The organism is Saccharothrix sp. DSM 118769, assembly GCF_052936295.1.
Genome location: NZ_CP193627.1, coordinates 7,490,253 through 7,503,039 on the forward strand (window position 1 = coordinate 7,490,253; position 12,787 = coordinate 7,503,039).

A 12,787-nucleotide genomic window follows, 5' to 3' on the forward strand; every position below is an offset into this window, starting at 1 on the left:
GTCCGCCGCCCACCCCCCACCAGCAGTTATTGGCCGTTGACCAGGGCTGCCAACTCGGCCAGGCGCCGGAGTTGCGCGGTGCGCTCGGCGGCCAGCTGGGCTTCTTCCGTCGCCCCGTCGGCGGCTGCGGCCAGGAGGGCCAGGGTCTCGCTCGTCGCTCCCGGCAGGGGGCGGAGGACGGCGGTGGCCAGGTCGTCCACCGCACGGTCCAGGTCCGCCTGCGGCACTACGGTGTTCGCCAGGCCGATGCGGTGGGCTTCCTCGCCACCCACCCGGCGGCCGGTCAGGCAGATCTCGGCGGCACGGGAGTAGCCGACCAGGCGGACCAGCGGCAGGGTGCCGCCCAGGTCGGGGACCAGGCCGAGGCCGGTTTCGGCCATGCAGAACTGGACGTCGTCCGCGACGACGCGGAAGTCGCACGCCAGGGCCAGTTGGAACCCGGCGCCGATGGCGTGTCCGTGCACCGCGGCGATCGTCACCCTCGACGGGTCGCGCAGCCAGGAGAAGCCGCGCTGGAACTCGGCGATCAGGGCAGCGCCTTCTTCCGGACCCCGGCGCGTGATCTCCGCCAGGCCCGGTTCGCCGTCGACCGGTTCGCCGGTGAACATGCGCCGGTCGAGTCCTGCGGAGAAGGCGCGACCGGAACCCCGGACGACCACGAGGCGGACGTCCGGGCCCAGCTGCTCCCCGATCGTCCGCAACGCCACCCACGTGGAGGGCGTCTGTGCGTTGAGCACATCGGGACGGTCGAGCGTGATCGTCGCGCGCGCCCCGTCCACGACGAGCCGCACGCCTCCGCGTTCCAGCAGGTCGGCGTCGATGGCGGTCGGTGCCGACATGGGTGGACCTCCGGGTTTCGTCAGGCGCCGTCTCTCCTCGGCGCCATGGGTTACCGGAGGGTAGCTTACTTCTTCTTCGTGCGGGTGGCGCCACCGCGACCGCGCAGCTGCACACCGGATTCGCTGAGCACCCGGTGCACGAAGCCGTAGGAGCGCCCGGTGGACTCGGCCAACGCCCGGATGCTCGCGCCCTTTTCGTACTTCTTCTTCAGGTCAGCGGCCAGCTTGTCCCGCGTGGCGCCGGTGATCCGGGCGCCCTTCTTCAGGTCAGCCACCTTGTCCCGCCTTCCGTAGACAGCAGGTCGGGCCTTCGTAAGCCCCTGTCGTCGCAATGATCGAACACGACGAGCAAGAACGCCAGGTGATCAAGCGAAATGATCTGCGAGCGGTCGTGCGGTAACACACAGCCGATCAAAGCTCACTTTGAGGTGTAGAACGCGAAAACCCTTGGCTCAGGCCAACTGCACGAGTTCCAGGTACTCCGCGGACCAGTGATCCTCCGTGCCGTCGGGGAGAAGGATCACCCGCTCGGGCTCAAGGGCCTCGACGGCACCCGGGTCGTGGGTGACGAGCACGACGGCCCCCTCGTAGCGGCGGAGCGCGTCGAGCACCTGCTCGCGGCTGGCCGGGTCGAGGTTGTTCGTCGGCTCGTCGAGCAGCAGCACGTTCGCCGCGCTGGAGACCAGGCCGGCGAGCGCCAGGCGGGTCTTCTCGCCACCGGACAGGGTGCCCGCGGGCTGGTCCAGCTGCTCGCCGCTGAACAGGAACGTGCCGAGCAGCGACCTCAACTGCTGTTCCTGCACGTCGGGGGCGGCGTGCCGGATGTTCGCCCACACCGACGCCTCGTGGTCGAGGGTCTCGTGCTCCTGGGCGAAGTAGCCGAGCTTGAGGCCGTGACCGGGGACGACCTCGCCCGCGTCGGGCGTCTCCATGGAGCCGATCAGCCGCAGCAGGGTCGTCTTGCCCGCGCCGTTGAGGCCGAGGATCACCACGCGCGACCCCCGGTCGATGGCCAGGTCGACGCCGGTGAACACCTCCAGCGAACCGTAGGACTTGCTCAGCCCCTCGGCGGTCAGCGGGGTCCGGCCGCACGGGGCCGGCTGCGGGAAGCGGATCTTGGCGACCTTGTCGGCCTGGCGGGTCTCCTCCAGGCCGGACAGCAGCTTCTCGGCACGGCGCGCCATGTTCTGCGCGGCGACGGCCTTGGTGGCCTTCGCGCGCATCTTGTCGGCCTGCGCCATCAGGGCGCCGGCCTTCTTCTCGGCGTTGGCGCGCTCGCGGCGGCGGCGCTTCTCGTCGGCGGCGCGGGCTTCGAGGTACTTCTTCCAGCCCATGTTGTAGATGTCGACCTCGCCGCGCGTGGCGTCGAGGAACCACACCTTGTTGACGACGTCGTCGAGCAGCTCGACGTCGTGGCTGATCACGACCAAACCGCCGTCGTGGCTCTTGAGGAACCCGCGCAGCCACGCGATCGAGTCGGCGTCGAGGTGGTTGGTGGGCTCGTCGATGAGCAGGATCGTGCTGGACTTCGCGCCGACGCCCGCCTCGGAGGCGGCGAACAGGATGCGCGCCAGCTCGACGCGGCGGCGCTGACCGCCGGACAGGGTGCGCAGCGGCTGGGCCAGCACGCGGTCGGCGAGACCGAGGTTGGAGCAGATGCGGGCCGCCTCGCTCTCGGCCGCGTACCCGCCGAGGGCGGCGAACCGCTCCTCCAGTCGCCCGTACTTGCGGACCGCGGCCTGGAGCTCGTCGTCGTCCACCAGCTCGGCCATGGCGGACTGCATCTTCTCCATGTCGCGGAGGAGCTGGTCCAGGCCGCGGGCGGAGAGGACGCGGTCCTTGGCGATGACCGACAGGTCGCCCTCGCGCGGGTCCTGCGGCAGGTAGCCGAGGTCGCCGGTGCGGCGCACCTCGCCCGCGTACGGCTGGCCCTCGCCCGCGAGGACGCGCAGCGACGTGGTCTTGCCCGCGCCGTTGCGGCCGACGAGGCCGATGCGGTCGCCGGGCTGCACGCGCAGCGTGGCGTCGGAGAGCAGGATGCGCGAACCCGCGCGCAACTCGATATCGGTTGCGGTGATCAAGGTCATACTCCGGGGTGTGGTGGTCAGGCGGGGTCGACGGCGCAGCTCGCGCGGACCTACTCGATCAAGACGACCACACCACCAGTCTACGGGGTGTGCGCCACCTGGTTAACCACGTGTGTCCACCGGCATAGATTGCCCGCATGACTTCGGACTTCACGGGCAGGGCGGCCCTGGTCACGGGCGCCAGCCGGGGCATCGGGCACGGGATCGCGGCGGAGCTGCTGGCGCGCGGCGCGTCGGTCGCGATCACCGGGCGCAAGGCGGAGGCGCTGGCCTCGGCGGCGGAGGCGCTGGTGTCGGCGACGGGGGTGTCGCCGGACCGCGTGCTGGCGGTGCCGGGCAACGCGGGCAGCGCCGAGAACCGGGCGGAGGCCGTGGACGCGGTCGTGGCGCGCTTCGGCCGGTTGGACGTGCTCGTCAACAACACCGGCATCAACCCCGTGTTCGGGGCGCTGATGGACGCCGACCTCGACGCGGTGCGCAAGATCTTCGACGTCAACGTGGTCGCGGCGCTCGGGTTCGTGCAGCTCGCCTGGAAGGCGTGGATGCAGGAGAACGGCGGGGCGGTCGTGAACATCGCGTCGGTGGGCGGCCTGAGGTCGACGGGCGCGATCGCGGCGTACGGGGCGAGCAAGGCCGCGCTGATCAGGTTGACGGAGGAACTGGCGTGGCAGCTGGGGCCGAAGGTGCGGGTGAACGCGGTGGCGCCGGCGGTGGTCAAGACGCGGTTCGCCGAAGCGCTCTACACCGGGCGCGAGGAGGAGGCGGCGGCCGGTTACCCGATGAAGCGGCTCGGGACGCCGGAGGACGTGGCCCGGCTGGTCGCGTTCCTGGCCTCGGACGCGGCGGAGTGGATCACCGGGGAGACGGTCCGCGTCGACGGCGGACTGCTCGCCACCGGCAGCCTCTAGCCCTCCGGGCGGGCGACCCGGGGCGATCTCGCGGCGGGGCTTGCGACTCCGGTCGCGGGTCCCGCCGTTCGCGTGCGGCCCGGGCGGTCAGTTGCCGACGGTGGTGGGGAGGGCGGCGGTGCTGGTGATGCTCGGCGGTCCGGTGGTGCGGGTGGTGGCGGGCGGGTACGCGGTGGGGAAGACGGGGACCGTCGAGGCGTTCGGGGCGGGGCGGCCGGTGGTGGCGCCGGGTGGGGTCGGCGCCACCCGGGCGGTGGTCGGCGGCAGGGCGTCCGTCGGGGACGGGGCACCGGTGGGGGTGGCGGCGGACGTCGTCGGGCTCGGGGCCGTCGTGGTCGAGTGGGTGGTGGGGTGGGGTGGACCCCCTGGGGGGGTGTCGGCCGGCCTGGGGCTCTGGTTGAGCGCGAACGTGACCGCCACCACGACGAGCGCGGCGGTGCCGGTGCCGGTCGCCGCCACGGCGTAGCCGCGACGGCGGCGCCTCACGCGCGTCCCGTGGTGGACGACGTCCACGGCACCGAACGTGCGCGGCAGGGGGTGGACGTTCAGCTCCTCGAACACCTTCTTCAACTCGTCCTCAAGCACCGCGCGACACCTCCTCCCACAACTCGCCGAACTCCCGGCCCAGCCTCTGCCGCAGCGCCTTGAGCCCGCGGTTGGTGTTGCTCTTCACCGTGCCGACCGAGCACCCGAGGGCCGCGGCCGTCTCCTCCACGCCCAGGTCGTGCCAGTACCGCAGCACGAGCGCCGCGCGCTGCTTGGCGGGCACGGCGGCGAGCGCCTGCCACACCACGAGCCTGTCCTCGCTCAGCGCTCCCGCCGCCGGCACCTCCGGCAGCGCGTCGGTGAGCTTCTCCCGTTTCCACCGCACGCGGCGGCGTTCGGCGAGGAAGGTGCGCACCACGATCTGCCGGAGGTAGGCGTCGAGCCCTTCGCGGTGCGCCATCCCCGGCCCCGCCAGGTAGAGCTTGAGGAACGCGGACTGCACCAGGTCTTCGGCCTCGTGGTGGTTGCCGCACAACAAGAACGCGGTGAAGCGCATCGAGTCGGCGCACCGGTCGAAGTGGTGGGTGAACTCCGCGTCCCAGCTCACGCGATCAGCCCCCGGAGGGCACCACGGAGGTGGGCCTGACCGGGTGCGTGGTCGGCGTCGGCCGGGGACCCGGGGTGATGCTGACCGTCGGTTCGGGCCTCGTGGTCGCCGTCGGCCTCGGGGTCACCTCGACGGACGTGGGCGCGGGCGTCGTCGGCGGCGCGGTGGTCGGCCTCGGGGTCACCTCGATCGACGTCGGCGAGGGCCTGGTGGGTGCGACGGTGGTCGGCCCGGGGGTCACCTCGATCGACGTCGGCGCGGGCGTCGTCGCGGGTGGCGGTGTCGTGGGCAGCAGCGACGTGGGCGGCAGCGACGTGGGCGACGGCCTGGTGGTCGTCGGGACGGCGGGCGCCTCGTCACCGCCGCCGGAGGCCAGCGCGGGCACCGCGATCGCCAGACCGCCGACCACGACGGCCCCTGCCGCCAGCACGAGTCGTTTGCGCAGCACAACTGCTCCTCGGGGTGTGCGGGGCACCGCCGGTCGGCCCCCCTCACCCTTATGAATGCGGTCGGGGTGCGCGGGGGTTGTCACGAGTTCGGGGAAAGTTCCCGGACCACGACCTCGACCGAACGGGCGCGCACCGCGGCCTCGTCCAGCACGGCCCGCCGGGGTTCGGACACGTCCAGCACCCGCGGCGACGCCTTGGCGAACACCCCGACCAGCCGCCGGTCGGCGCGCAGCGCCTCCAGCGCCTGCCGGTCACCGCCGAGCACGACGGCGTCCAACTCGTCCACGCGCGGCACCAGCACGCGGGCCGCGTCGTCGGCGGCGGCGTGCAGCGCCACCCGCGCCTGCCCCTCGCGGCGGCGCGCGAACCGCTGCTGCGACCACCCGCCCGCCTTGTTGCGGCCGTGCACCTGCCGGCTGTCCGTGGCCGACACCAGCACCTCGCCGTCCCGGGCCACGCCGACGCTGTGCCCGCCGAGCCGCACCAGCAGCAGCCCCACCAGCCGCGACGCCTGCGCGGACGCCAGCAGCGCGTCCAGCACCAGGCCGTCGAACACACCCGGCGGACCGAACCCGCCGAAGACGGCGGCCACCGCGGCCGACGTGCCGTCCACCGCGGTCACGACGACCTCCGACGCCGTCACCGAGGTCGCCGCCACACCCCCGTGGCGCGCGGCGAAGCGCGTGAACCAGCCGTCCAGCCGCTCGGGCTCGACCTCGACCGCACGCCCCCCGCCCGCGACCGGGCGGACCCGGCTCACCCGGGCGCGACCGCCACCCACACGGGTAGCGGGTGCCCGCACTCGGCGGGCGAGAGCCGCTGCACGGCCCCGAAGCCCGCGTCCAGCAGCGACGCCGAGATCTGCTCGGGCGAGAGCACCCGGTGCCGGGTGGCCACGCTGTTCGCCACCTCCCACGTGTCCGGTCCGCGCACGAGCCGCACGACCTCCAGGGAGTAGGACTCGCCGTCCGGCGCCCAGTCCCACAGCTGCACGGTGACCTGGCGGTCCGGGCCGCGCCCGCTGACCCTGGGCGGGGGCGCGGTGGGCCGCATCCGGCTGAGCCGGTCGAGCTCGGGGACCGCGGCGACGAACAACCCGCCGGGCCGCAGCGCCTGCCTGGCCAGCAGCAGCGCCTGGGCCAACGCGTTCTCGTGGGCCAACCGGGGCAGGAGGTCGTCACCCGCGCGGACCACGTCCACCGGCTCCCCGCCGAGGTGCCGCACGACGTCGAGCAGGTCGAGCACCGCGTGCTGCCCGGCGCCGAGCACCGCGGCGACCACCTCCGCCAGGGGGTCCTCCGGAAGGGGTACGAGGTCCTGGGCGGCGGTCACCGGGCACACAGTAGGCCCACCGGATCGCCCGCCGCCAACGACCCGAGCCCGCCGGGGCGCGCGCGGGCGATCACCCGCGTCTACCAGGCCCGGGGCGATCCGCGCCACATCCCGGCACCGGCGTTGCACAACGTTACCGACGGGTTTACAAAGGATGGAGCACGGGGATTCACCACTTGACAGAACGATGCCCACCCCAGTGAACTCGTAACCCGTACGGCCCAATCAATGACTCCACCCGGAAGGCATCAACGACCTGCTTTGGCGGGTAGGGTCACTGGGGCGTGATCTCATGACAGCGGGGAGTCACAATGACCAACGCTGCCGGTCGACCGAACCTGTCCGTCGACGAACTGGACTCGACGGGCCACGGCAGTCTTGCGCAGCTTCTCACCACGGGGCCCTTCCCCGAGGCGTTGAGGGCCGCTATCAAGGCGAGCAGGCTGAGCCTCGACCGCATCCAGCACCGGCTCGCCCTGCGAGGGGTCACCATCAGCGTCGCGACGCTGAGCTACTGGCAGTCCGGCCGCCGTCGACCCGAGCGACCGGAGTCCCTGGAGGCGCTGCGGCACCTGGAGACGGTCCTCGGCGTGCCGCAGGCGGGCCTGTCCGCGCTGCTCGGGCCACCTCGCCCGCGCGGCCGACGGTCCCGACCGACGACGATGATGCCGATCGACGCCCTGTGGGCGCGCCGCGAGCGGGTCGCCAACCTGCTCGCCCAGGTCGACACGACCTCCGACGTCAAGCTGGGCCGGATCAGCCAGCACGACCGCATCGAGATCGCCGCGGACGGCGGCCAGCGGTCGGTGTGGGTGCGCCAGATCCTGCGCGCCGAGCAGGACGGCCCGGACCGCTGGGCCCTGGTGTTCGAGACCGAGCAGGCCAACGTGCTGCCGGAGGTCGTCAACCTGCGCAACTGCCACCTGGGCCGGGTCGCCGAGGACGCCGACGCCAACATCATGGTCGCCGAGATGATGTTCGACCGGCCCCTGACCAGGGGCGAGACCATCATCATGGAGTACGAGCTGCTGTTCGCCGAGGGCCACTACCCGGCGGGCAACAACACGTTCGCGCGCAAGTTCCGGCTGCCGGTGCGCGAGTACGTCATCGAGGTCCGCTTCGACCCGTCCAACCTGCCCGCCCGCTGCCAGCAGTTCAGCGTGCCCGCCGGTGACGACACCCCGTCCCGGCGCCGCAACCTCGCCCTCGACAACGCGGGCGGAGTGCACGCCGTGGCGCTCGGCTTCGGGCCCGGCGTGTTCGGCATCCGCTGGGAGTGGCCGAAGTAACGGATGTAAAAAGGGCCCCCGGGAGCGTGCTCCCGGGGGCCCTTTCGTCATCTCGTCATCACACGTAGCCGTTCAGCTTCAGCGAGACCGAGCGGATCGAGCCGCGGTCGGCCGCCGCCGTGTCCACGGCCTTGAACACCCACGTGCCGTCGACCGGGTCGGCGAGCAGGGCGTTCAGCGACGTGCCGGGCCGCCACGTCCCGGTGAACGGCGCGTTCGCGCTGGTCACCGACGAGAAGGCCCGCTCAGCGGAGTCGTCGAACACGACCTGGCACAGGTTCGACCCCGTGCCGCCGTTGCGCTGGAACACCGTCGCGGTCTTGCCCGCGGGCGAGGTCAGCGTGCCGACCAGGTCACCCACGAACGTGTGGTCGATGCCCACCGTCGTCGAACCGTCGGTGTTCGGGGTGCACGTCGCGCCGTCGACCGAGAACGCGATCTTCGCGCCCCGCCCGACACCGCTGACCGGGATCTGCACCGACACACCGGTGGCGTCGTTGTCCGGGATGGCCACCACCGGGCCGGCGTAGGCGAACGTCTTCGTCTCGCGCGACGGCTCGCCCACGTTGAGCGTGAAGCTCGACGAGGTCGGCGAGGTCGAGCCCGCGTACGTCACCCTGGCGTCCAGCTTGATCGCCGAACCCACCGGCTGCGACGCCGGCACGGTCACCTTGAACGCGTTGGTCACCGTCTGGCCGACCTCGACGTTGCCGTAGTACTTCGACCGCGGCGCGATCACCACGCCCGCCGAGGGCGTGGTCAGCACGAGGCTGGTCGACGCGGCCGTGCCGTCACCGACGTTGGTCACCGGCACCGTCACCGTGGCGGTCGTGCCCGGCTTCAGGTACTGGCTCCCGTCCGCGTCGTTCACCACCGACGGCTTCTGGGCCCTCGCCAGCGGCTGCGGCGAGGCACCCGTGTAGGCCAGCGCCAGGTCGGCGCGGACGACACCGGCACCGGTGCGGTTGTCCACACCGGCTTCCACCAGGTCGATCGCGGTCGCGGTGAGCGCCTGGCGCACCTCGGCCGGCGCCAGCCCGGGGTTGCCGGACAGGATCAGGCCCGCGATGCCCGCCGCGTTCGGGGCCGCCGCCGACGTGCCGAAGAACGGGTCGAAGCCCGGCGCGGTGGTCGAGACGCCGTCCGCCGCGGTCAGGTCGGGCTTCTGCCGGACCTCCTCGGCCGGGCTGCCGTCGGGCGCGAAGAACACGCGACGGGGACCGTCCGAGGTGAACCGCTCCGGCTTCTGCGTGCCGTCGAACGCACCCGGGTACGGGCCGCGCGGGTTGGCCGGGTCACCCGGCTCCAGGTCGAACGGCAGCGGGTCGGCCGCCGGGGCCGCCGCCACGCTGACCGCGCCCTTGGCCGCCGAGTGGCCGCGGGTCACACCGGGCGTCGCGAACTTCTTCAGCCCGTCCGAGGAGTCCTTGAAGCGACCGCCGAGCGCGGTCAGCGACAGGTACTTGTCCTCACCGCGGAACTTGACCACGGCCAACCGCAGGCCGGCCGCCGACGCGGGCGTGTTCAGCCGCTCGTACGGGTCCTGCGTGCCGTCCTGCACGCCCTGGCTGAACGCCACCACGTTGCCCTGCGCGTTCGCCAGGTACAGGTCGTAGTCGTTGAACGACGACGCCAGCGGGTCCGCCCAGAACAGCGTCACCGGCACGTTGCCGGAGCTCTCCGACAGCGGGTTGAACACCTGCTTGGCCGACGGGGCCGGGTTGAAGTCGTGCGCGGTGCCGGCGAACTTGCCCACCCCGACGCCCGAGTCGACGAACTGGCCCTCCCAGTGGCCCGAGGTGCCGTCCGCGACGTTGCCCTCATTGCCGGCGGAGGAGAAGAACAGCGCGCCGTCCGCGGCGACCGCGTCCACCGCGCGGGCGATGACGCCGTCCTGGAACGGCGACTCGTTGAAGTACAGCACGTCGTCGACGATGACGTCGCAGCCCAGCGTGAAGCGCAGGGCGCGGATGTTGTCGGCGAAGCTCGCGTCACCGTTGAACGCGGTGGCGAAGCCCAGGCTCGCGTTCGGCGCGATGTCGTGGAGGATCTCCAGCATCGCCGTGCCCTCGTCGCCGGAGCCCTCCTGGCCCGGCAGCACCTCGACGGCCGGCAGCTCGCCCGCCGCCTGCGACAGGGCCAGCGTGTCGACGCCGTCGGACAGGGCGCACAGCTTCACGCCGGTGCCCGTGACGCGGAACTCGTCACGCGCCGTGTCCGCCGCGTGCGCGCGGTCACCCTGGTTGGTGACGGCCGCGATGCGCGGCGACGCCAGCGCCTCCCGGGTCTTGGTCTCGATGTCCTGGGCCTTGTCCTCCTTGGAGGGGGCCTTCTCGACCGACTTCGGGTCCTTCACGTGGAACGTCTTGGCCTCGACCGCGGCTTCCACCCGGCGCACGTCGCCGCGGGCGGAGAGCTTGGCGAGGGAGTTGAGGGGCAACTGGGCCCGGATCGTCCTGCCCTCGGTGGAGACCGAGCGGACGCCGCCACCCGCGGAGCGGACGGCGTGGACGAGGTCGTCGGTGACCTTCTCGGCCCTGATGTCCACCAGGACCTGGTTGCCGTCCTGGACCTTCACCCCGGTCTGGAGGGCCGGGAGCCTGCTGAGCGTGCCCGCACCGGCACGGCGGCGCTGCTCGACGACGAGCGCGCTGTCCACCTTGGACTCCGAGGCGGACAGGGACTTCTTGATCTCCTGGAGGGTCGCGATCTGAGCGGCGGTCCGCTCGTCGACCCCCTTCGACGCCTTCGGCGGGTCGGCCGAGGCGGGTGAAACGACCCCCAGTGTCAGCAGGACGGCGGCACCGGCTGCGATCAGGGCGTTTCTTCGAGACCGGCGTATCGGTGAGCGCACAGGCGTCTTCCCCACGTTGAGCGTGCCCCCGACGCACGCGGCCACCGATCGGATGACTCCGATCGAGGGGTCAACGTATTGCGCACGCCCAAGTACCGTCTGCCACCGTTCGGCCTACTTCCCAGGTGTTAGGACCCATCACATTTCACAGTACAAAAGCATCTGTCCACAGTTGACCGGTTCGTCCGGACAGTGCGTCGAGGAGCGCCGCGGCCTGGTTGTCGGTCAACGAGGCGATGAAGTCGACCACCGCGCGCCCCCGCGCCAGCGCGCGCACCGCGTCCGGACCGGACGGTGCGTCACCGGTCGCGCCCACCAACGCCGACGGGTCCGTCCTGGCCAGCGCCGCGTACTCGTCGCCGGCCAGCTCCACCAGGTCGTGCAGCCGGCGCGGCAACCGGTTCGCCTCGTGCCGGTCGGTCACCCACTGCTCCAGGGCCTCGACCAGCGCCGTCAGCAACCTCGCCTGACCGCGCTGGTGCAGCGCCAGGTCCGGGCGGAGCAGCACGAACCTGCGGTGCACGAACTTCAGCACCTGCACCTCGTGCCACTGCGGCACGGCCAGCACCACGTGCCCGGACCGCGTCGTCGGCTCCTCCACCACCCCGACCGAGTCCACCAGCCGCCGCGTCCAGCGCGCCGAGAACCCGGCCACCGCCTGCTCGGCCTCCACCGACCCGTCGAACGGCACCGCCAGCAGACCGTCCACCAGTTCCGCCCGCACCTTCGACACCGCCCGCGCGAACACCTCGTCGTCCACCGCCCACGAGTCCTTGGCGTGCAGGCGGCGGCGCAGCGCCTCCAGCGACCGGCCGGGACGGCGCTCCTGCGCGGCCAGCTCCGCGGCGCTCAACCCGGCCAGGTCCACCGCCTCGTCGAGCCACGTGCCCAGCTCCGCCGCGACCGTCGCGTGCTGGAGCACGCCGACGCGGTAGAAGTCCTCCAGGTCGTGGATCGCGTAGGCGATGTCGTCGGCGGTGTCCATCACGGACGCCTCGACCGTCTGCTGCCACGACTCCAGCCGACCCGAGTAGAACGCGCGGGACTGCCGCACGTCCTCCATCTCCGTCACGTACGCGGAGAACTTCGCCGATCCCGTACCCGGCGCGTCGGACGGCTCGGCCGCGCCCCTCGGCGGCTCCGACAGGTCCTTGGGGTGCGGGTGGGGGTGCGACAGGCGCGTCCACGGGTACTTGAGCATCGCCGCCCGCACCGCCACGGTGAGGTCCAACCCCACCGCCGCCGGGCCGCGCACGTCCGTGGTCGTGACGATGCGGAACGACTGGGCGTTGCCCTCGAACCCGTCCGACAGGCCGAACCGGTGCCGGGCGAGGCGGTCCAGCACCTGCTCGCCCAGGTGCCCGAAGGGCGGGTGGCCGAGGTCGTGCGCCAACGACGCCGCCTCCACCACGTCCGGGTCGCACCCGCCGAGCTTGTCGAGGAGGTTCGTCACGTCCGGGCGGGCGTTGAGCCGCTCGGCGATGGCGCGCGCCGCCTGCGCGACCTTCAAGCTGTGCGTGAGCCGGTTGTGCACCAGAAGACCGGAACCGGTCGAGCTGACGACCTGCGTCACACCGCCCAGGCGGGCGAAGAACGGCGAACTCGCGACCCGGTCCCGGTCGACGCGGAACGGACTGGCGGCCAGGTCGGCCTGGACGGCGGTGTCCCCACCGGACCGGCGCGCGGTCCGCGGGTCGACGTTCTCCTCGTGCATGGGGAGAAAATAACCCAGAAAGCCCTCAGGGGCACTCGATGACGAGTGCCCCTGAGGGAAAGAATGTTCGGCGGCGTCCTACTCTCCCACACCCTCACGAGTGCAGTACCATCGGCGCTGGAAGGCTTAACTACCGGGTTCGGAATGGGACCGGGTGTTCCCCAACCGCAATGACCACCGAAACACTATGAAATTACCAACCCGTAGGCACCACACCCAGAT

The 12,787-nt window shown here is 72.2% G+C and carries 12 protein-coding genes and 1 rRNA gene; 2 read left to right on the plus strand and 11 right to left on the minus strand.

Going from position 1 to position 12,787, the window contains the following annotated elements; genetic code table 11:
- Nucleotides 1-26: 26 nt before the first annotated feature.
- The 3 genes from ACRAKJ_RS31250 to ACRAKJ_RS31260 form a co-directional block, all read right to left on the minus strand.
- Nucleotides 27-839, minus strand: a complete 813-nt coding sequence (locus tag ACRAKJ_RS31250; RefSeq protein ID WP_438924693.1) for an enoyl-CoA hydratase-related protein — start codon at nucleotides 837-839, stop codon at nucleotides 27-29.
- A gap of 65 nt (nucleotides 840-904) precedes the next feature.
- A complete protein-coding gene (locus tag ACRAKJ_RS31255) occupies nucleotides 905-1,114 on the minus strand; it encodes a helix-turn-helix domain-containing protein (protein WP_015103570.1) in 210 nt (69 codons plus the stop codon).
- 177 nt (nucleotides 1,115-1,291) lie between these two features.
- A complete protein-coding gene (locus ACRAKJ_RS31260) occupies nucleotides 1,292-2,920 on the minus strand; it encodes an ATP-binding cassette domain-containing protein (protein ID WP_438924701.1) in 1,629 nt (542 codons plus the stop codon).
- 143 nt (nucleotides 2,921-3,063) lie between these two features.
- On the opposite strand from ACRAKJ_RS31260, the gene ACRAKJ_RS31265 reads away from it, so the two are divergent.
- Complete coding sequence (locus tag ACRAKJ_RS31265; RefSeq protein ID WP_438924694.1) at nucleotides 3,064-3,834, plus strand: SDR family oxidoreductase; 771 nt, start codon at nucleotides 3,064-3,066, stop codon at nucleotides 3,832-3,834.
- A gap of 87 nt (nucleotides 3,835-3,921) precedes the next feature.
- On the opposite strand, the gene ACRAKJ_RS31270 is transcribed toward ACRAKJ_RS31265, so the two are convergent.
- The 5 genes from ACRAKJ_RS31270 to ACRAKJ_RS31290 form a co-directional block, all read right to left on the minus strand.
- The gene (locus tag ACRAKJ_RS31270) at nucleotides 3,922-4,419 is read right to left on the minus strand and encodes a hypothetical protein (protein ID WP_438924695.1); all 498 of its coding nucleotides are present in this window, start codon (nucleotides 4,417-4,419) and stop codon (nucleotides 3,922-3,924) included.
- The gene (locus ACRAKJ_RS31275) at nucleotides 4,412-4,927 is read right to left on the minus strand and encodes a SigE family RNA polymerase sigma factor (RefSeq protein WP_438924696.1); all 516 of its coding nucleotides are present in this window, start codon (nucleotides 4,925-4,927) and stop codon (nucleotides 4,412-4,414) included. The genes ACRAKJ_RS31270 and ACRAKJ_RS31275 overlap by 8 nt, the downstream gene beginning before the upstream one ends.
- A gap of 4 nt (nucleotides 4,928-4,931) precedes the next feature.
- A complete protein-coding gene (locus tag ACRAKJ_RS31280) occupies nucleotides 4,932-5,375 on the minus strand; it encodes a hypothetical protein (RefSeq protein WP_438924697.1) in 444 nt (147 codons plus the stop codon).
- 80 nt (nucleotides 5,376-5,455) lie between these two features.
- Nucleotides 5,456-6,136 carry an acVLRF1 family peptidyl-tRNA hydrolase gene (locus tag ACRAKJ_RS31285; protein ID WP_438924698.1) on the minus strand — a complete coding sequence of 227 codons (681 nt, stop codon included), beginning with the start codon at nucleotides 6,134-6,136 and terminating at the stop codon, nucleotides 5,456-5,458.
- Nucleotides 6,133-6,708 (minus strand): hypothetical protein, encoded by a 576-nt coding sequence (locus ACRAKJ_RS31290; protein WP_438924699.1) that lies wholly within the window; start codon nucleotides 6,706-6,708, stop codon nucleotides 6,133-6,135. The genes ACRAKJ_RS31285 and ACRAKJ_RS31290 overlap by 4 nt, the downstream gene beginning before the upstream one ends.
- A gap of 311 nt (nucleotides 6,709-7,019) precedes the next feature.
- On the opposite strand from ACRAKJ_RS31290, the gene ACRAKJ_RS31295 reads away from it, so the two are divergent.
- Nucleotides 7,020-7,997: a helix-turn-helix domain-containing protein gene (locus tag ACRAKJ_RS31295; RefSeq protein WP_306746808.1), complete on the plus strand. Its 978-nt coding sequence runs from the start codon at nucleotides 7,020-7,022 to the stop codon at nucleotides 7,995-7,997.
- Nucleotides 7,998-8,055: 58 nt separating this feature from the next.
- Here ACRAKJ_RS31295 and ACRAKJ_RS31300 read toward each other — a convergent pair whose 3' ends face one another.
- The 3 genes from ACRAKJ_RS31300 to rrf form a co-directional block, all read right to left on the minus strand.
- Nucleotides 8,056-10,851 (minus strand): S8 family serine peptidase, encoded by a 2,796-nt coding sequence (locus tag ACRAKJ_RS31300; RefSeq protein ID WP_438924700.1) that lies wholly within the window; start codon nucleotides 10,849-10,851, stop codon nucleotides 8,056-8,058.
- A 145-nt stretch (nucleotides 10,852-10,996) separates the two neighbouring features.
- On the minus strand, nucleotides 10,997-12,565 hold the full coding sequence (locus ACRAKJ_RS31305) for a deoxyguanosinetriphosphate triphosphohydrolase family protein (RefSeq protein WP_438924702.1): 1,569 nt from the start codon (nucleotides 12,563-12,565) through the stop codon (nucleotides 10,997-10,999).
- A gap of 65 nt (nucleotides 12,566-12,630) precedes the next feature.
- A 5S ribosomal RNA gene (gene rrf, locus ACRAKJ_RS31310) occupies nucleotides 12,631-12,747 on the minus strand.
- Nucleotides 12,748-12,787 lie beyond the last annotated feature (40 nt).

Coding starts and splice junctions, on each gene's coding strand:
- ACRAKJ_RS31295 (WP_306746808.1), top strand. CDS start 7,020: ATGACCAACGCTGCCGGTCGACCGAACCTGTCCGTCGACGAACTGGAC.
- ACRAKJ_RS31250 (WP_438924693.1), bottom strand. CDS start 839: ATGTCGGCACCGACCGCCATCGACGCCGACCTGCTGGAACGCGGAGGC.
- ACRAKJ_RS31265 (WP_438924694.1), top strand. CDS start 3,064: ATGACTTCGGACTTCACGGGCAGGGCGGCCCTGGTCACGGGCGCCAGC.
- ACRAKJ_RS31305 (WP_438924702.1), bottom strand. CDS start 12,565: ATGCACGAGGAGAACGTCGACCCGCGGACCGCGCGCCGGTCCGGTGGG.